This is a genomic window from Microbacterium esteraromaticum (assembly GCF_014084045.1).
Taxonomy (GTDB): Bacteria; Actinomycetota; Actinomycetes; order Actinomycetales; family Microbacteriaceae; genus Microbacterium; species Microbacterium esteraromaticum_D.
On record NZ_CP043732.1, the window covers coordinates 581,044 to 597,894 of the forward strand.

A 16,851-nucleotide genomic window follows, 5' to 3' on the forward strand; every position below is an offset into this window, starting at 1 on the left:
CGCAGCCGGGGGTGTCGGCGCGAAGTGGGGGTGTCGGCGATGACGGGGTCGTGCTCGGCGGGGGTGAGAGGGTCGTGCTCGATGACATCGAGGCGCGGCCCGGCAGCACCACCTCGCTGCTGCGCACCCTGATCGGGCTGTATCTGCGCCCGCTCGGCGGACGCATCTCGTCTGCCGCGCTCGTGCGCCTGGCGGGCGACCTGGGCATCCCCGCGGCGCGGGCGCGCACGGCGATCACCCGGCTCAAGCAGCGCGGCCTGCTGATCGCGACTGCGGACGCCGGGTACGCGCTCAACCCGGCCGCGCTGCCGATGCTCGAGCGCGGCGACAGGCGCATCTTCTCGGTGCGCACGATGGCGGCGGGCGATGAGTGGATGCTCGTGTCGGCCACCATCCCCGAGACGCGCAGAGACCTCAGGCACCAGCTGCGACGACGGCTGCAGTTCCTCGGCGCCGGAGCGGTGACGGCGGGGCTCTGGATCCTGCCCGGCCACCTCGCCGGCGAGGTCGATCAGCTGCTGGCGGAGCTGGACGCTCGTTCCTACGCGACGCTCTTCCGCACCAGCGATCCGATGCCGGCCGAGCCGCTGCCCGACGCCGCCGCACGATGGTGGGATCTGGAGGCGCTGCGCGCCGAGCACGAGCGCTTCCTGGCCTCGCTCGTCGACCTCGACCGCGCCGAGCCGTTCGCCGCCTATGTGCGCCTGATCGACAGCTGGCGAGTGCTGCCCTACGTCGACCCCGGGCTGCCCGCGTCGCTGCTGCCCGAGGACTGGCCCGGCGAGCGCAGCGTGCAGGAGTTCGAGCGGCTGTCGTCGGCGCTGACCTCGCAGGCGCTGGCTCATGCGCGCGGCGCCGTCGGCCGAAGCTGACAGGATCGAAGCATGAAGAACTCCGTCAAGGCCGTCATCATCACGGGCGGCCTGATCATGGTGCTGCTGATCGGTCTGCTCGTGTACGCCGTCGCACAGCGCGCCGAGTCCGAGAACGACCCGAAGCCGCAGGTGCTGCGCGAGGAGTCGCACGTGCTCGATGACGCCGGGCCGGACGCGGTGACCGTGGTGGAGTTCCTCGACTTCGAGTGCGAGGCGTGCGGCGCCTACTACCCCGTGGTCGAAGACCTGCGACAGAAGTACGCCGGGCAGATCACCTATGCGGTGCGCTACTTCCCCCTGCCCGGGCACGTGAACTCGATGAACGCGGCCCTCGCCGCCGAGGCGGCCGCCCAGCAGGGTGAGTTCGAGGCGATGTACCAGCACCTCTTCGAGACGCAGGCCGAGTGGGGCGGGGCCGCCGAGCCGAACGCCGAGACGTTCCGCGCTCTCGCCGAGGAGGTGGGCCTCGACATGGACGCGTACGACGCTGCGGTCGACGACCCCGCCACGGCGGAGCGGGTGCGCCGCGACAAGTCGGAGGGAACCTTCCTCGGCGTCGAGGGGACTCCCACGTTCTTCGTCGACGGGCGGAAGGTCACCATCACGAGATGGGGCGATCTGGAGAAGGCGATCATCGAAGCGCAGTCGCGCTGACGGAGGGGTCTGGCCCCTCCGTCAGCGGATCTCAGCCGAGTTCGCGCACGAATGCGTCGACGTGCTCGCGCAGCCGGAGCATGCGCAGCTCGCGCGCGAGCTCGCGGTCGTACCCCTCGTATGCGAGCGGAGGCAGCCGGCGCACATTGGCCGAGCAGCCGAAGTTCTCGCAGATCAGCGTGCCGATCGTGTCGCCGTTGCGACCGGCGCCACCGGCCTTGCGCGCCGAGAAGAACTGCACGTCGTTGCGCAGAGTGACGTCGTCGCACCACGAGCACTGCGCGCGCCTGCGAGTGCGCTGCTCTGTGCGCTGCAGCAGTACGCCGACGGGCTCGCCGTCGACCTCGGTGACCACGTACGCGCGGCGGGGCATCTTCGGGTCGAACCAGCCGAGGTAGTCGAGCCGTTCGAAGTCGATCGCGTCGAAGTCGGGTGGGAGGGTGAGCGATGAGGCCTCCTTGCGAGAGGCGTTGCGGAAGGACGCGCGGATGGCGCGCTCGTCGATGGGACGCATGGCAGTGCTTTCTTGTCGAGGTGCCGACGACGGTCGGCGGGAGAGTGAGGCGCATCCTTCAGATCGGATGCCGGATACCACGAGACACCGGTGACGGGGGTTCCGCCGCCGGATCGCTCTCAGCCTCTGCCGTCGGCGCGTGATGCGCCGACGATCACCTCTCGCGCCTGGACGGCGCACTCTGCAGACAACACGGCGTCAAGTGTACGCCGCCGATCGCATCGCCAATGTGTCGCCGCATGTCGGCCTCGGTCGACGCGCGGTCGGGTCGGACGTACTCTCGGTTCATCCCGACCCGTGAGGAGAACCACGTGAACACGCCGCTGACCCGCCTTTCGCCCCTCGAGGTGCGTGAGCGTGCGGCGTGCATGTGCGACCACGGCGACGTGTGCTCCTCGTACGCACCGGGACACGCGCTGCATCTGATCCAGGCGCGGATGGCTTCTGCCACGCCGCTGAGCTGGGTGGATGCCGTCGTGGAGACGGCCGATGCGGCATCCGGATCCCTCACCCTGCGCACGCTTCAGGGCGACGTGCTCTCGATCTGGAGCGCAGGCGGGGCCGCGCTCGAGGCGCCTGCCGGCACGCCCGTCGCGCTGCATGCGGCCTACGACGTGCTGGCGGTCGGCCGCGTGCTGTACAACGTCGCCCGCTGACTCGTCAGCACGCGTCGCGAACGCTTCCGAGTCGCTCGAGCATCTATATTGGTCACATCTAACCGATTGGATGGGGCGTCATGGCTACGGGAAAAGATGTCGCCGACCTGGCGGGCACCTCCACCGCCGTGGTGAGCTACGTCTTCAACAACGGCCCGCGCAACGTCTCGCCGAACACACGCGAACGCGTGCTGCAGGCCGCGGCCCGATTGAACTATCGCCCCAATGCTCTCGCCCGCGCGCTGAGCCACGGGCGTACGGCGTCGATCGGACTGGTCGTCCCCGACATCGCCAACCGATTCTTCGGTGAACTGGCGCGCGCGCTGCAAGGGGCCGCAGCGACGCTGGGCGACCTGCTGCTGATCGGAGACTCGGGGCTCGATGCCGAACGGGAGCGGGCGCACATCGCGGCCTTCGCCGAACGCCGCGTCGACGCGACCGTTCTGGTGTCGCTCAGCGACGAGCCCGACATCGCACCGCTGACCGACGCAGGAGTACCGGTGCTCGCGCTGCAGCCGGTGCCCGCCGGCAGCCGGCTCTCATCCCTCTCCGTCGACTACCGTCGCGCTGCGCGGGCTATGACGATGCACCTGATCGACCACGGCTATGACTCCATCGCCCTGCTCAGCAGCGACGGAGACTCGGCTGGTGTGCGTCAGCACCGCAGCGGCTTCCGCGCGGCGGTCCGTGCGGCCGGAAGGGAGCTCACAGCCACCGAGATCCGCAGCCCGATCAGCCGCGCCGAGACCGCCGAGGTGTTCGCGGCGGTGCTCTCCAGCGGGCACCACCCGCGGGCGGTCTACTGCACGACCGACGAGCAGGCGCACGGTGTGCTCTTCGCGTGCGCCCGCGCAGGCCTGCGCGTTCCGGCCGATGTCGCGGTGACGGGCTTCGATGCGACCGAGCACTCGGCGTTCTCCTGGCCCCCGCTCACGTCGGTGCGCCAGCCCATCGACGATCTGGCCGAGAGCGCGCTGGAGATGCTTCGTCGCGGCCCGGAGCCGACCCACGGGACTGTTCCGTTCGAGCTCGTCGTGCGCGATTCCTGCGGCCCCCACGACTGATCGCGGGGGCCGCCTGCCTCACGTCCGGGCCTGGATCGAGGCGATGCCCGAGATGATCCGCCCTGCCACTGCGGCCGCATCCGCCCCGATGGCCACGCGCACGGCGCCGCCGCCCTCGTGGAAGGCAGACGCGCCGTCGATCGCGTTCACGCTCAACGTGCCGGGTGCGCTGAAGCGGAACAGCTCGGGCGCGGTCATGGTGAGCACCGTCACCGGGTCGTGCGGGACATTCCATTCCGTCCCCCAGAACGCCCACCACTGCCGAATCTCGGCCTCGATCAGGCGCCCCAGCGGCCCGCTGCCCGCGATGGCGGCGACTCCGTCGGAGCCGATGTTGATCAGTCGGGTGATCTCGAGCCCCGTCACTGTGGTGGGGATGCCGGAGGCGAATACGATGCCTGCGGCGGCGGTGTCGCTGCGGAAGTTGTGCTCGGGCTCATGCGCCCCGAAAGAGCCGCCCATGATCCACAGATGGCGCACCGCGCCCGCAAAGCGCGGTTCGTGCTGGATCGCGGCGGCCACGTTCGTCAGCGGCCCGATCGCGATCAGGTCTATTCGCCCGGGTGCTGCGAGCACTGCGGACACCAGGTGCGCGACTGCGTCATCAGACGCGATCGTCTCATTCTCGAGGCCCTCGTGCAGGGCGCCCTCGTGCCCGGCCCACCACACCTCCTTGCCCGAGAGCGGGTGCGCGCGTCCGGCGTGCACGGGGACGTCCGCTCCAGCGACGCCGAGGATCCGTGCGGCCAGGCGCGCGCGCAGCACCGTGTCGCCGTAGACGGTGGTGACGCTGTGCAGGTCGATCCCTGGGTCGCCGAGGATCAGGGCGAGTGCCAGCAGGTCGTCGACATCTGTCCCGATGTCGGTGTCGAGGATCACGGTGCGTGTTTCGGTCATAGTGCCTTCTCGTTCAGAGGTGCGGTGAGTATCGGGGCGCGCCGGCTCGCCCGGTGTCCGCTGACCCGGCTGCGCTCGCCACGGCTACTTCATTCCGGAGGTTGATACGGAGTGGATGAAGTAGCGCTGCAGGCTCATGATGATCACGAGCGGGATCACGGTGAGCACGATCGCCCCGGCGAAGAGCACGCCGTAGTCGACCGAGAACTCGCCTTCGAGGCCGGCCAGCGCGACCGGCCCGACAGTGTGCTGCGTGTCGGTGCCGATCAGCAGCGGCCACATGTACGACTGCCACTGGAACAGGAAGAGGGTCAGCCCGGCGCCGATCAGCGGAGGCACCGACAGCGGCAGGTGGATGCGGCGGAACACGCCGAACCAGCCCAGGCCGTCGAGGGTCGCCGCCTCGACGAGCTCCTTGGGTATCGCGAGGAAGAACTGCCTCAGCATGAAGATGGCCAGGCCGTTGCCGATGCCGGGAAGGATCAGCGCGGTGTACGTGTTCTGCAGCTGCCAGTCGCGAAACAGATCGGCGAGCGGGATGGCGATCGCGTCGAACGGGATCAGGAAGCTCAGCACGATGATGCCGAACACGGCGCCGCGCCCGCGGAAGGGGATGGCAGCCAGTGCGAACGCAGCCGCTGCGCAGACGACGAGGCCGAACAGCACCGTGACGAACGAGACGATCAGCGAGTTCAGGATGCCGATGCCGAGCTTCGTCTCGAGCAGGGCGACGTAGTTGTCGAAGGTCAGCGCCGATGGCACGAACGTGTGCCACTGCAGCGGGTTGAGGAAGCGAAGCACCTCGGCGCCGGGGCGCAGCGAGCTGATCAGCGCCCACAGCAGGGGCAGCACGAAGAGCAACCCGATGGCGGCGCCGAGGACACTCGAGATCACGTACGCGCGCTGCGGCCGCGACCGGCGCGTGCTGGTGTTCGTGCGTGTGCTCGTCATGCTCGTTCCTTCTCTCCGCCGAGGAGGCGGAACTGCGCCAGCACGACGAGCAGGGTGATGACCACCAGCACCACGACCTCGGCGTTCGCTGCGTTCGTGTCGCCGAGGGTGTACGCGCGCTCGTAGATGTCGTACATCAGCAGGTCGGTGGATCCCTGCGGCCCGCCCTGTGTGAGGATCTGCACCGGCGCGAAGACGAGAAAATTGTGCACGGTGTCGGCCACCAGCACGAACGCCAGCGGGCGCCTGCACATCGGCAGCGTGATGTGCCACAGCTTGTGCCACGCGCTGGCTCCGTCGATGGACGCGGCCTCGTACAGCTCGGCGGGGATGTCGTTGATGCCCGCGATGAGGAACAGCATGTAGTAGCCGACAGCCGTCCACGACAGCAGCACGATGATCGCGGCGAGCGACTGGTCGGGAGAGTTCAGGAAGGGCTGTGCGGGAATGCCGAACACGGCGAGCAGTGCGTTGGCCAGACCGTCTGGACGGTAGATGACGCTCCATACGACGGCGGCCACCGCTGCCGGTGCGGCGATCGGCAGGATCACGAAAGAGCGCCAGATGCGCGACCCGGCCGCGCGGCGCGTGTACAGGTACGCGAGCAGGAATGCCGCACCGACCTGCAGCGGGTTGATGATGATCGCGAAGACGAGCGTCACCTGCAGGGAGTTGAGGAAGTCGGGGCTCGTGAAGAGCTCGGCGTACCGTTCGAACCCGACGAAGATCTCGCCGCCGCCGAAGAAGCTGCGTGCGAAGAAGCTCTCCCTCACCGCGAGGCCGGCAGGGAGCAGCCGCAGCAGGATCAGCGCGGCGAGCGCCGGCGCGAGGAATGCCAGTGCCGCGAGCGCGGTGCCCCTGCGGCGCCGACGCCCCCGGTTCGGGGCGGCGACATGGTCGCCGCCCCGAACGCTCGTCATCTGATCGCGGACCATGCGTCCTTGAGCTCCTCCTGCGCCTTGTCCAGGCGCTCCTTCACATCGGCGCCGTTCGCGATGTCGCTGAAAGCCTTGTTCACGATCTGCTCGAACTGCAGATAGCCGACGGTGGTCGGTCGCGCGACGGCCGTCTCCTCGCTGGCGTCGGCGATGATCGCGGCCGTTCCGGCACTTCGCTCACCGGCTCTGCCGTCGAGCTCGGCGAGGAAGTCGGACATCGCCTCGAGGTTCGACGGGATGATCGTCGTCACCTCGGTGGTGGCGCGATTGCCCTCGGGGTTCAGCGAGCCGAACTCGATGAACTTCTTCGCCGCCTCCTGGTGCTTGGAGTAGGGGCTGATGCCCCACGACCACGAGCCCGTCGGAGTGACCCGCTCACCCTCGGCGAAGTATGGGAAGGGCGCCACGCCCCACTCGACCTCCGAGTCGGCGAAGATCCCGACGTCCCATGGCCCGCCCACGTAGAACGCTGCGTTGCTGTCCATGAAGTAGGTCTGGCCCTGCAGCGACGGGAGCCGCTCGGAGACGCCGTCGGTGTACAGGCTCTGGTACCACTCCATCGCCTTCACCCAGCCGGCATTGGCGATGTCGGCCTCCAGCATTCCGGAGCCGGTCACCCCCGAACCGCCGCCGAGCGACTCGGCGAGGGGCTGCAGGCCGTAGTACGTCTCCGCCTCGATCGTGAGACCGGACGCCGCGCCGGTGGCCTGCTGCACCTGCGTGCCCAGCGTGACCACCTGCTCCCAGGTCATCGCCTCGGCCGGGTCAGCGGAGGGGAACGCGACCCCCGCCTGTTCGAGCAGGTCCTTGTTGTAGAACAGCAGCTGCGTGGAGGTCCAGACCGGCAGGGCCCAGAGCTTCTCGTCGTAGAAGCCGACGTCGTACTGATCGGCGGGCACCAGCGGCTCCAGCTCTTCGGAATATGCCGACAGGTCGACCAGGAATCCCTGGGCGGCGTTGGATGCGATGTTGGGCTGATTCACCGTGTAGACGTCAACGGTGTCGTCCTTCGAACTCAGGCGCTGCTGCATCGCCGTCGAGAAGCTGTCGAGCGGGATCTGGGTGTATTCGACCGTGATGTCGGGGTTCTCCGCCTCGAAGGCGTCGATGACCGGGGCGTACGTCTCGGGGTTGTCGGCGCCGACGAAGCTCAGGGTGACAGGACCCTCCTCCTGCGGGGCCGACGGCGCCGCGTCACCGCCGGCGGCGCACCCGACGAGCACGATGCCGGCCAGCGCCGCCGAGGACACACCTGCCGCTCTGCGGACGTTCTTCTTCATGGGGTCTTCCTTCCGGGTGGGCTCGTGCTCACGGGGTGCTGAACCGATGCCGACGCCGCTTCGCGCCGGGCGACTTTTCCTGGAACTCGAGATCTAAGGGCTTAGACTAACCGATTAGATGGCAGATTATCAGCATGCCGACGGTGCGACAACCGCCGGCTTGGAGAGACTTCGTCATGCCGCACAGGCAGGAAGGAACGACCCGCCATGTCTCGACCGAACATCCTGGTCATCATGTCCGACGACCACGCGCAGTGGGCAGCCGGCTGCTACGGCAACGCCGATGTCGACACGCCCAACCTCGACTACCTGGCGAAGACGGGGGTGCGCTTCGCCAACGCGTTCACGACGTCACCGGTGTGCTCGCCCGCTCGCGCATCGTTCTTCAGCGGGCGGCTTCCTTCTCAGCACGGCATGCACGACTACCTGAACGAGCTCGACGAGGAGGTGCGCGCGACGCGGTGGCTGCCGAAGGAGAGGCTCCTGCCCGAGATCCTGCACGAACAGGGCTACACGACCGGACTGTCCGGCAAATGGCACCTGGGCCACGACGATGCCGCGCCCTCCGGGTTCGATTTCTGGTACTCGCATTCCATCGAGATCTCCCGGCCAGACGGATACACGGCGCCGTGGCCGACCGAGACGCCGAGCGGCCCGGGGTACGACCGGCACGCGATCACCGACAAGGCCGTCGAGTTCCTGCGCCGACGCGATCACACGAAGCCGTTCTTCCTGTTCGTGGGGCACATCGCCACGCACAGCCCCTGGGACAACGCCCCCGACCGTCTCGTCGAGCGCTACCGCGAGCGCGCGCTGCACCCGGTGCACGACGACTTCACGTACCCGTTCGGCCGCCTGCGCTCGGAGTCGCTGTACGCCTCCCGTGACGATCCGCGTGAAGCGCTCGCACAGTACTACGCGTCCGTGACAGACATCGACGACCAGGTGGGACGCCTGATCGACGAACTCGAACTCCAGGGGCTGAGCGAGTCGACGGTCGTCGTCTACACGAGCGATCACGGGCTCAACGCCGGACAGCACGGAATCTGGGGCAAGGGCAATGGAACGATCCCCTACAACGTCGTCGACGAGTCGATCCGCGTGCCGCTGATCGTCAGTTTCCCCACGGGCATCCTGGGCCGACAGCACCGGGTCGAGAACGTCGACCATACCGACACGTTCGCGACGCTCCTCGAGCTCGCAGGCACGACACCTCCCACAGACCTTCATCCGACCCCTTACCCGGGCCGGTCGTACGTCGGCCCGCTGATGGGCCGGCCCCAGGAAGAATGCGCCGACGCCGTGTTCGTGGAATACGGCAATCTGCGGATGACCCGCACCTCGACGATGAAGCTGGTGAAGCGATACCCCGACGGACCCGACGAGCTGTTCGCGCTCGAACACGACCCGCGCGAAAGTGCCGACGTCTGGGATCGGCCGGAGTTCCGTGCTGTCCGCGACGAGCTCGAAGCGACCCTGACGTCTTACTTCGCGCGCTACGACGAGTCCGACACCTCCGGCCTCCGCGTCGAGGATCTGCCCCGGCACAACCTCGACGAGGCCTGGCGCGATCCGGGGCCAGCGGCGATCGCGGCAGACGGGGCATGGATGCACCGCCTTGAAGCGCGGATCCAGAACGAGAGGCAGCGGGGAGAGAACCCGTAGAACGCCAGCCCCCTCCCCGGGCTCGTCCGCCCCCATCCGCGTCGCGGCACCGATCCGGAGAAGGCTGACTCGTCAGGACGCCATCTTCATCATCATGTCGCGCATCGACATGCACGCGTCCATGCATGCTTTGCAGGCCTGAGCGCACATCCGGCAGACGTCGCTGTGCTCGGCGTGCGCCATGCACTCGTCCATGCACATGCGGCACATCGCGATGCAGGCGTCGAGCATCGACATCATCACCGCGGGGGTCATGCCCTGCATCCGCAGCATCGAGCGCATCATCGTGCCGCACATGTCTGCGCAGTTCATGCAGGCCACGCTGCAGTCCATCATCTGCGTCGAACAGACCGTGCACGCCTGCTCGCAGGCGGCACAGGCATCCATGCAGGCCTGCATGACCGACATGTCCATCATCTCCATGCCGGAGGTCTTCATCTCGGACGCCATCGCGTCCATCATCATCGAATCCATCGCTCGCACCGCCTTCGTCTTCGGCTCGCACCGGGGCTGAGACGGGGCAGGTCGTCCCGCCTGCGGCCAGAGTACGCCTGCACGCGCCGCACGTCGACAGCCGGGAGTAGGGTCGCCCTGTGCCCACGTTCACCCCTCTGCAGCGACTGGTCGTCGCGGTCGCCGTGCTGGCTTCCTTCGTCACCTTCCTCGACGGCACGGTGGTCACCGTCGCGCTGCCTGCGATCAGCCGCGAGCTCGGCGGCGGCATCGTCACCCAGCAGTGGGTGGTCGATGCGTACCTCATCACCCTCAGCGCGCTGATCCTGCTCGCCGGCTCGCTGTCGGATGCATACGGCCGCGTTCGCGTGATGCGGATAGGGCTGATCGCCTTCGGCATCGCCTCGATCGCCGTCGCAGCCGCACCCGACCCGCTCGTGCTCATCGTCGCTCGCGCGGCCCAGGGTGCCGCGGGCGCGCTGCTCGTGCCCAGCTCGCTCGCGCTGATCACCGCGATGATGCGCGGCGAGCTGCAATCCAGGGCGATCGGGGTGTGGACAGCGTTCACCACCGCAGCCCAGCTGGTCGGCCCCCTCATGGGCGGACTGTTCGTCGACCTTCTCTCGTGGCGCTTCGTCTTCGTCATCAACGTGCTGCCGATCGCGGTGAACCTCGTGCTGCTCGGCCGGCTGCGCCTGCCGGAGCACGAGCGCGATGTGCGGGTCGACTGGACGAGCGGCATCCTCTGCGCGCTCGGGCTGGGCGCGGTCGTCTTCGCGCTGATCGAGCAGGAGCGGTTCGGCTGGGGCTCCCCCGCGATCTGGATGCCCGGGCTGCTGGGTCTCGTGCTGCTCGCGGTGTTCGTGTGGCGTCAGGCCCGCTCGCCGCATCCGCTGCTGCCGCTCTCGATGTTCACGGTGCGCAACTTCGGCTGGGGCAACATCTCGACGCTCTTCATCTACGCGGCGCTGTCGCTCAACGGCTTCGTGGTCGGCGTGTATCTGCAGCAGGGCCCTGGGCTCAGCGCCACCGCGGCGGGGCTCGCCAGCCTGCCGATCACCGTGCTGATGATCCTGCTGTCGTCGCGTGCCGGCGCGTGGGCCGGGCGGCTCGGCCCACGGCTGTTCATGTCCGTCGGGCCGCTGCTCATGTCGATCGGCGCTCTGCTGCTGCTCACGGTCGGCGATGCCTTCGACTACTGGTGGCAGGTGCTGCCGTCCATGATCGTGCTCGGCCTCGGTCTCGCGCTGACCGTCGCGCCCCTGACCTCGGCGATCCTCGGCGCGATCGACGAACGTCGCAGCGGCATCGCCTCCGCGGTGAACAACGCCGTGTCACGAGTGGCCGGGCTGCTCGTGGTCGCGCTGCTGTCGACCATCGTGGGCGGCTCCCTCGACCTCGACGGGTTCCACAGCGCGGCGCTCGTCACCGCCGCGCTGTTCGCCGCCGGCGGGGTGGTGTCGTGGATAGGCATCCGGCGCAACCCCGCCGAGCCGTCCGCGGACTGACCCGGCGGCGGATGGTTCGCTGGCCGGTCGCCACGAGATGGGCCGGCTGGTCGCCCGAGCCGCTCACGAGCACAGGCGAACGCCCGAGAACAGGACGATCTGCGCCGAATCAGCCTGCGCTCGCATGTTCTCCTGTTCTCGGTGACTGCCGCGCAGCCGGGGCGAGCGCAACCCCTCGCGCCGGATGCCTGCGGCGTGGTGTGCTGATCCCATGACACGCAGGCGGCCGACAGTGAAGCACCGGCATCCGTCGTCCGCCGCGTTCCTGGCATCCGGGCTCTGCTACGCGGCCAACTGCGCGCTCGGCACCGCCGTCGCAGCGCGCCTGATCGACACCAAGCGGTTCCGCTGGGTGCATCACGCGCTCTACATCGCGACCGTCTCGACGACGATCGTGGCGCTGGTCACGGGCATCCGGAGCGACCGCCGCGCTGCGCTGGCGCTCTCGCCTTCGCTGGTTCCGCTCGCGATCATCCCGTACGCGGGCACGCGCACCCGCCGCCACCCCGCCATCGCCCTCGCCGCCGCGCCGTTCATCGTCGCCGGCGTCGCCATCTCCCGCCGAAGCCGATAGGAGCACCATGGAATTCCTCGACGTCATCCGCCGACGCAAGACGACCAACGGACCGTTCCTGCCCGACCCGGTCAGCGAGGAGCACCAGCGACTGCTGCTCGAAGCCGCCGGACGGGCGCCGTCGCAGCTGAACAGCCAGCCGTGGCGCTTCGTCGTGGTCGAGGACCGCTCGACCATCGAGCGGATCGCGCAGATCTCGGGCGAGAGCATGACCGAGGTGATGTCGAACGGCACCTTCTTCGAGCGGTACAAGCCGTACTTCCGCTTCAGCGAGGCCGAGATGGAGGAGAAGCGCAGCGGGATGCTGTTCGACAAGCTGCCCGCTGTGCTGCGTCCCTTCACGAGCCAGGTGTTCACCTCGCGCGGCCAGAAGCTCATGAACTCGCTCGGGGTGCCGAAGACCCTCGGGGCGGAGAACCGCAAGCTCGTCTCCGGCTCCCCCCTGCTGCTCGGCGTGATGCTGGACCGCAGCGAGTACCGGCCTGGCGAACTGTCTTCGTTCTACTCGGTGTTCAGCATGGGCGCGGCGATGGAGAACGTCTGGCTCACGACCGTCGAACTGGGGATGGGCATCCAGTTCATCTCGTTCCCCATGGAGGCGCCGGGCCGCTGGGAGGAGATCATCGAGCTGCTGCACGTGCCAGACGATCTCGAGCTGATGGCGGTGTACCGGCTCGGCTATCTGCCGCCCGAGCAGCGTCGCCCGGCGATCGACTGGTCGAGCTCGCAGCGCAAGCTCCCCTCGCAGTACGTGTTCCGCGAGACGTGCGAGACGCCTCAGGAGGGGTGGGACTGAGCCGCGTCGCCCGGCTCTGCGAGCGCAGCGAACACGCCGAGGTCGGAGAAACCACGCGGAATCGACCTGCCTCCGCGTGTTCGCCTGCCTCCGATGAGTGGGCGCTCAGGCGACGCCGAACAGCTCTCCGTGGTCTGCGCGAGCAGCTCGCGCGCGGCTGGCCCGCGGCCGCTCGTGGAGGTGCGAGCCGGTGCGCGACGGCGCATGGTACTCGCCGCAGGTCTCGTCGTCACTGCCCTGCCCAAGCACGCCCAGGCGGAGTGCAATGACGGGATGACTCACCACGACGGAGACCACGACGAGCACCACCACGACGCAGCAGCCGACGCCGCCCAGGCGGCGGGCGGTGCGCACGGAGATCCCCAGACGGCCGACGAGGCGCTGCCCGACGGCCAGTTCGACGATCAGAAGATGCCGACCACCGACGGCGAGCCCGCCGACGACCACGACCCCGCCGCGAGTGCGGGGGCCGAGTCCCAGGAGGAGGGCGACGCCGCGATGCGGGCGGCGGAAGAGGCCACGAAGAACGACTGAGGGCCCGAGCCCCCGGCCGAGCGCGCGTGCGCGTCAGTCGAGGCGTCCCCAGCGCAGCCCGAGCACGCCAGGGCCGAAGCCGTGGCGCATCGCATGCGCGACGAGACCGCGCATCGCAGCCGGCCTGGTCGTCTCGTCGCCGTCGACCTCGACATACTCCTCGCACCAGTCCGGCTCGCCACCCGGTGGGAAGTGCACGGAGATCACGGTCTCCTTCGACGCGCGGGCGGTCGCATGCCAGGCCGTGCGGCGTCGCGGGTAGCCGGGCGGGTAGACCTCGGCGAACTCGAAGAGCACCGTCTCGCCTGCCGCGGCGGGCTCGTCGAACGCGATCACGATGCCCGACAGCCGCCCGCCAGGGTGCCGGTACTCGCGATCCAGGCGCCCGCCGACGACATCCACGATCTGCAGCGTGGCGTCTGTCGCCTCCTCGTCGATGTCGATCAGCGGCAACTCCGCCACCACACCTTCGGTGACCTGCACGATGCACCGGTAGACGGTGCGGTCGATGGCCCCGTCGGCGCCGACCGTCACGGTCATATGCGTGGAGAGATCGCGGATCGAGACCTGCGGAGCGGCGCCGAGCGCAGCGAACGTCTCCTCCGTCTCCCTGCGCTCGCGCTCTTCGTCGAAGGGGACCCTGGGCGCGTTCAGAGGGCCCATCCGCAGCGGCTGGACGATGCGATCGGTCAGGGCGCCGGCCGGCATGCCGAGGATCCTCTCGAGGTCGTCGACTGCGCTGAGCGAGGCAGCTCCCTCGGGACGCCGCTCCCCCGATCTCCAGTAGCTGAGGGTGGCCATCGATACGGGGTTGCCGTGCTCGCGCAGGCGGTTGTGGATCTGGGTGAGCGACAGCCTGCTGCGCTCGATCGCCCCTCGCAGCACATCCGCGAATGCGCTGGGCTGCTCGAGTTCTTCCGACATCTTCACACTCCCCCGATCTGTGTGAAACCTGGTTCCCTAAGCTCAGGCTACGCCCGGTCGAACCTCTGATCGTCCGGCGTCGCGGTGCGGCTCGGGGGAGCTGCACCACTCACCCGCCGAGGAGCCGCAGGCGCCCCTGACACGCGGCTCCTCGGCGTCGGGCGCGCATCGTGGCGCGAGCGGCGAGCGGGTAAGGTCGCTCGCATGAGCGAAGCGGGCGAACTCGAGACCATCGCCGCCGAGCTGTACTCCGGGCCGCCTGACGCGTTCATCGCAGCGCGCGGCGAGCGCGCGAAGAAGACCGTAGATCCGGAGCTCGCCGCCGCCGTGCGCGCCCTTCGCAAGCCGAGCGTCGCAGCGTGGGTGGTGAACCTCTTCGCCGCCGAGCGCGTCGCCCGGCTGGGGCAGGCGCTGCAGCTGGCCGCCGAGCTGCGCGAGGCGCAGGAGGATCTCGATGCCGCCACGCTGTCGCAGCTCGGCCGGCAGCGCAGGGCGCTGACGAACCAGCTCGCCGCAGAAGCCGCCTCCCTGGCGGCCGCGCAGGGGGCGCGGGTCACCGACGCCACGCTCGAAGCCGTGCGTCAGACCATCTCGGCCGCGTTCTTCGATCCCGATGCGGCCGCAGCCGTGGCATCCGGACGCCTGGTGCGCGACCTCGAGCCGACGACGCCGGTCGACCTCGACGCGGTGGTCGGCGGTGGCCCGCCCACGCCCCCTGCCGCGCCTGCGCCCGTCGCCGACGAGGTGGCCGCACGGAGGGAGCGACGAAAGGCCGAGCAGGAGCGGCGCGACGCCGAGAAGGCGAGGGAGCGGGCCGAGCGGTCGGTCGAGAAGGCGGATCGGGATGCCCGTTCCGCGCGCGGCCGTCTGGATCAGCTGGCCGCCCGGATCGCGGAGGTCGAGAAGGAGCTGACCCGGCTGCGACAGGACCGCGAGCAGGCCGAGCGGGATGCCGAGGAGGCCGACGCGTCGCGGGCCGAGGCCGCCGACGCGCTGGACGAGGCGCAGGACCGACTGGATGCCCTGCGCACGGAGTGAACGCTGCGCTCAGGCGCGGATCGGCTGCTCGTGGACGGTCGTGCTCAGGTGCGTGCCGTTGAGCTCGAGGTAGAGCTGGCGCTCGGTCACCGAGACGGTCATCGTGTTGCGGCGGGCGAGCGCGGCGGCGGCGTCATCGAGGAATCCGGCGTCGAAGCTGTGCAGCACGATGGCATCGGCGTCGTGGATGGTCTTGCCCGCCCAGTTCGCGATGATCTTCTCCGGGTCGCGGTACGTGTAGACGACCGTGCGATCGGCGAGCTTGCTGCCGTAGTGCAGTCGGGTGGCGTCGGGAGCGCCGACCTCGATCCAGGCCGTGACGCGACCGGTGAGGTCGCGCACCAGCACGGCAGGCTCGTCGGTGGCGGCGACGCCCTCGGTGAACGCGATGCCGTCCTCGTACTCGAGGCAGTAGGCAAGCAGCCGGGTGAGCATGTACGCATCGGTCTCGGACGGGTGACGAGCGACGCGCAGCGAGAGGTCGTCGTAGACGCCGCGGTCGACGTCGGCCAGCTGCACATCGAAGGTGTGGATCGTCGCGCCTGCCGCCATGGGAATCGAGCTTACGCGGCCTCACGCACCCACGTGGTCGTCCCCTTGCGCTCATGACGCACGACGAGGCCTGCGAGCTGGAGCGAACGGCGCACGAATCTCGGCAGCGACGGAAGCGCCGCCGCCGTCCCCTTCGGCACCCGGGCGAGGCCGGCGACGAGTGAGATCTCGGCCACGTCGGTGTGCAGCTCGATGCGCGCCTCCTCGCTGTCGGTGCGCCAGCGCAGCATCCGGATGCTGGCCAGAGGGGTCTCGATGACCTCCGCCCCGTACGCGACGCGGATCCGGTCGGAGTCGAACCATACCGAGGCGGCTACCGTGCGCCGCCGGTAGCTCTCACTGAGGGTGAGATAGGCCGGAAAACCGACGATCAGCCCGAGCAGCACGAGCAGCATCCTCGGGCCGAAGACGAAGATGTCGAGCACGATCATCAGCGCGATCACCGCTCCGCCTCCGAGCAGTACGACCGCGACGATCATGACGTACAGCTCGCGCAATCGCATCGGCACCGCCGGGAAGCGCACGATCGACCCGCCGTCTTCACGGCTCCAGCTCGGGACGAGCATCTCGGTGCGGGGCCGGCTGACAGACGCCGACAGCCGCCCCAGCAGGCCGAGCCATATCCAGCCGAGGGCCGGTATCGATGCCATCTGCACCAGCAACGCCACGGCGCGCCCGGAGCCGGGCAGGCTCTCGACGAAGGGCGGGCGCCCGGCGGTGACCGCCCACAGCAGCACCCCGCCTGTCACTGTGACGGCGATATGGAAGACGGCTCCGAGCCGCTCACGCCGCATCCTCAGGGTGGCGTTGACGAACCAGAATCCGAGCGCCCACCCGCCGACGAGGGCCAGCAACAGGGGAGGCAGATCGAGCCCGTGTCCGGCGAGATACCAAGGCAGCGCGAGGGCCAGCAGCGCCACGCCCCATAGCCAGGCGCTGCGCCATGGGCGCCATGAGACATCAGAAGCTGGCATGATC

At 69.1% G+C, this 16,851-nt stretch carries 19 protein-coding genes; 10 read left to right on the top strand and 9 right to left on the bottom strand.

What is annotated here, in order from left to right; all coding sequences use genetic code 11:
• Positions 1–74 precede the first annotated feature (74 nt).
• Positions 75–872, top strand: a complete 798-nt coding sequence (locus FVO59_RS02870; protein WP_259363400.1) for a PaaX family transcriptional regulator — start codon at positions 75–77, stop codon at positions 870–872.
• 12 nt (positions 873–884) lie between these two features.
• Entirely contained in the window at positions 885–1,529 is a 645-nt protein-coding gene (locus tag FVO59_RS02875; RefSeq protein WP_182254454.1) for a DsbA family protein, read from the top strand.
• 31 nt (positions 1,530–1,560) lie between these two features.
• Here FVO59_RS02875 and FVO59_RS02880 read toward each other — a convergent pair whose 3' ends face one another.
• On the bottom strand, positions 1,561–2,043 hold the full coding sequence (locus FVO59_RS02880; RefSeq protein ID WP_182254456.1) for an FBP domain-containing protein: 483 nt from the start codon (positions 2,041–2,043) through the stop codon (positions 1,561–1,563).
• 311 nt (positions 2,044–2,354) lie between these two features.
• Here FVO59_RS02880 and FVO59_RS02885 point away from each other — a divergent pair, with 311 nt between their 5' ends.
• Together FVO59_RS02885 and FVO59_RS02890 are read left to right on the top strand one after the other, a co-directional pair.
• Positions 2,355–2,699 carry a hypothetical protein gene (locus FVO59_RS02885; protein ID WP_182254458.1) on the top strand — a complete coding sequence of 115 codons (345 nt, stop codon included), beginning with the start codon at positions 2,355–2,357 and terminating at the stop codon, positions 2,697–2,699.
• A gap of 80 nt (positions 2,700–2,779) precedes the next feature.
• Entirely contained in the window at positions 2,780–3,763 is a 984-nt protein-coding gene (locus tag FVO59_RS02890) for a LacI family DNA-binding transcriptional regulator (RefSeq protein WP_182254460.1), read from the top strand.
• Positions 3,764–3,781: 18 nt separating this feature from the next.
• Here FVO59_RS02890 and FVO59_RS02895 read toward each other — a convergent pair whose 3' ends face one another.
• The 4 genes from FVO59_RS02895 to FVO59_RS02910 all read right to left on the bottom strand — a co-directional run bounded on the left by FVO59_RS02895 (position 3,782) and on the right by FVO59_RS02910 (position 7,829).
• Positions 3,782–4,660 (bottom strand): nucleoside hydrolase, encoded by an 879-nt coding sequence (locus FVO59_RS02895; RefSeq protein WP_182254462.1) that lies wholly within the window; start codon positions 4,658–4,660, stop codon positions 3,782–3,784.
• 84 nt (positions 4,661–4,744) lie between these two features.
• Positions 4,745–5,611, bottom strand: a complete 867-nt coding sequence (locus FVO59_RS02900) for a carbohydrate ABC transporter permease (protein WP_182254464.1) — start codon at positions 5,609–5,611, stop codon at positions 4,745–4,747.
• Positions 5,608–6,546, bottom strand: a complete 939-nt coding sequence (locus FVO59_RS02905) for a carbohydrate ABC transporter permease (RefSeq protein WP_182254466.1) — start codon at positions 6,544–6,546, stop codon at positions 5,608–5,610. Before FVO59_RS02905 ends, FVO59_RS02900 begins: the two co-directional genes overlap by 4 nt.
• Positions 6,528–7,829 carry an ABC transporter substrate-binding protein gene (locus tag FVO59_RS02910; RefSeq protein WP_182254468.1) on the bottom strand — a complete coding sequence of 434 codons (1,302 nt, stop codon included), beginning with the start codon at positions 7,827–7,829 and terminating at the stop codon, positions 6,528–6,530. The genes FVO59_RS02905 and FVO59_RS02910 overlap by 19 nt, the downstream gene beginning before the upstream one ends.
• Before the next feature lie 207 nt (positions 7,830–8,036).
• On the opposite strand from FVO59_RS02910, the gene FVO59_RS02915 reads away from it, so the two are divergent.
• A complete protein-coding gene (locus tag FVO59_RS02915) occupies positions 8,037–9,494 on the top strand; it encodes a sulfatase-like hydrolase/transferase (protein ID WP_182254470.1) in 1,458 nt (485 codons plus the stop codon).
• Between the two features lie 72 nt (positions 9,495–9,566).
• Here the strand turns inward: FVO59_RS02915 and FVO59_RS16785 are convergent, their stop codons facing one another.
• A complete protein-coding gene (locus FVO59_RS16785; RefSeq protein ID WP_524538371.1) occupies positions 9,567–9,968 on the bottom strand; it encodes a four-helix bundle copper-binding protein in 402 nt (133 codons plus the stop codon).
• Between the two features lie 119 nt (positions 9,969–10,087).
• Here FVO59_RS16785 and FVO59_RS02925 point away from each other — a divergent pair, with 119 nt between their 5' ends.
• The 4 genes from FVO59_RS02925 to FVO59_RS02940 all read left to right on the top strand — a co-directional run bounded on the left by FVO59_RS02925 (position 10,088) and on the right by FVO59_RS02940 (position 13,359).
• The gene (locus FVO59_RS02925) at positions 10,088–11,455 is read left to right on the top strand and encodes an MFS transporter (protein ID WP_182254473.1); all 1,368 of its coding nucleotides are present in this window, start codon (positions 10,088–10,090) and stop codon (positions 11,453–11,455) included.
• 211 nt (positions 11,456–11,666) lie between these two features.
• On the top strand, positions 11,667–12,029 hold the full coding sequence (locus tag FVO59_RS02930) for a hypothetical protein (protein ID WP_182254475.1): 363 nt from the start codon (positions 11,667–11,669) through the stop codon (positions 12,027–12,029).
• Between the two features lie 7 nt (positions 12,030–12,036).
• Complete coding sequence (locus FVO59_RS02935; RefSeq protein ID WP_182254477.1) at positions 12,037–12,825, top strand: nitroreductase family protein; 789 nt, start codon at positions 12,037–12,039, stop codon at positions 12,823–12,825.
• 93 nt (positions 12,826–12,918) lie between these two features.
• Entirely contained in the window at positions 12,919–13,359 is a 441-nt protein-coding gene (locus FVO59_RS02940; RefSeq protein ID WP_182254479.1) for a hypothetical protein, read from the top strand.
• A 33-nt stretch (positions 13,360–13,392) separates the two neighbouring features.
• Here FVO59_RS02940 and FVO59_RS02945 read toward each other — a convergent pair whose 3' ends face one another.
• On the bottom strand, positions 13,393–14,283 hold the full coding sequence (locus FVO59_RS02945) for a hypothetical protein (protein ID WP_182254481.1): 891 nt from the start codon (positions 14,281–14,283) through the stop codon (positions 13,393–13,395).
• A gap of 204 nt (positions 14,284–14,487) precedes the next feature.
• On the opposite strand from FVO59_RS02945, the gene FVO59_RS02950 reads away from it, so the two are divergent.
• Positions 14,488–15,321 carry a transposase gene (locus tag FVO59_RS02950; protein ID WP_182254483.1) on the top strand — a complete coding sequence of 278 codons (834 nt, stop codon included), beginning with the start codon at positions 14,488–14,490 and terminating at the stop codon, positions 15,319–15,321.
• 9 nt (positions 15,322–15,330) lie between these two features.
• On the opposite strand, the gene FVO59_RS02955 is transcribed toward FVO59_RS02950, so the two are convergent.
• Both FVO59_RS02955 and FVO59_RS02960 read right to left on the bottom strand, forming a co-directional pair.
• Positions 15,331–15,873 (bottom strand): YaeQ family protein, encoded by a 543-nt coding sequence (locus tag FVO59_RS02955; RefSeq protein WP_182254485.1) that lies wholly within the window; start codon positions 15,871–15,873, stop codon positions 15,331–15,333.
• A gap of 11 nt (positions 15,874–15,884) precedes the next feature.
• Positions 15,885–16,847, bottom strand: a complete 963-nt coding sequence (locus tag FVO59_RS02960) for a hypothetical protein (protein ID WP_182254487.1) — start codon at positions 16,845–16,847, stop codon at positions 15,885–15,887.
• Between the last annotated feature and the right edge of the window lie 4 nt (positions 16,848–16,851).

What these genes read in the sequence shown, in the direction of transcription:
- FVO59_RS02875 (WP_182254454.1), top strand. Translation starts at nt 885, where the DNA reads ATGAAGAACTCCGTCAAGGCCGTCATCATCACGGGCGGCCTGATCATG.
- FVO59_RS02880 (WP_182254456.1), bottom strand. Translation starts at nt 2,043, where the DNA reads ATGCGTCCCATCGACGAGCGCGCCATCCGCGCGTCCTTCCGCAACGCC.
- FVO59_RS02890 (WP_182254460.1), top strand. Translation starts at nt 2,780, where the DNA reads ATGGCTACGGGAAAAGATGTCGCCGACCTGGCGGGCACCTCCACCGCC.
- FVO59_RS02895 (WP_182254462.1), bottom strand. Translation starts at nt 4,660, where the DNA reads ATGACCGAAACACGCACCGTGATCCTCGACACCGACATCGGGACAGAT.
- FVO59_RS02900 (WP_182254464.1), bottom strand. Translation starts at nt 5,611, where the DNA reads ATGACGAGCACACGCACGAACACCAGCACGCGCCGGTCGCGGCCGCAG.
- FVO59_RS02905 (WP_182254466.1), bottom strand. Translation starts at nt 6,546, where the DNA reads ATGGTCCGCGATCAGATGACGAGCGTTCGGGGCGGCGACCATGTCGCC.
- FVO59_RS02910 (WP_182254468.1), bottom strand. Translation starts at nt 7,829, where the DNA reads ATGAAGAAGAACGTCCGCAGAGCGGCAGGTGTGTCCTCGGCGGCGCTG.
- FVO59_RS02915 (WP_182254470.1), top strand. Translation starts at nt 8,037, where the DNA reads ATGTCTCGACCGAACATCCTGGTCATCATGTCCGACGACCACGCGCAG.
- FVO59_RS16785 (WP_524538371.1), bottom strand. Translation starts at nt 9,968, where the DNA reads ATGGATTCGATGATGATGGACGCGATGGCGTCCGAGATGAAGACCTCC.
- FVO59_RS02930 (WP_182254475.1), top strand. Translation starts at nt 11,667, where the DNA reads ATGACACGCAGGCGGCCGACAGTGAAGCACCGGCATCCGTCGTCCGCC.
- FVO59_RS02935 (WP_182254477.1), top strand. Translation starts at nt 12,037, where the DNA reads ATGGAATTCCTCGACGTCATCCGCCGACGCAAGACGACCAACGGACCG.
- FVO59_RS02940 (WP_182254479.1), top strand. Translation starts at nt 12,919, where the DNA reads ATGAGTGGGCGCTCAGGCGACGCCGAACAGCTCTCCGTGGTCTGCGCG.
- FVO59_RS02945 (WP_182254481.1), bottom strand. Translation starts at nt 14,283, where the DNA reads ATGTCGGAAGAACTCGAGCAGCCCAGCGCATTCGCGGATGTGCTGCGA.
- FVO59_RS02950 (WP_182254483.1), top strand. Translation starts at nt 14,488, where the DNA reads ATGAGCGAAGCGGGCGAACTCGAGACCATCGCCGCCGAGCTGTACTCC.
- FVO59_RS02955 (WP_182254485.1), bottom strand. Translation starts at nt 15,873, where the DNA reads ATGGCGGCAGGCGCGACGATCCACACCTTCGATGTGCAGCTGGCCGAC.
- FVO59_RS02960 (WP_182254487.1), bottom strand. Translation starts at nt 16,847, where the DNA reads ATGCCAGCTTCTGATGTCTCATGGCGCCCATGGCGCAGCGCCTGGCTA.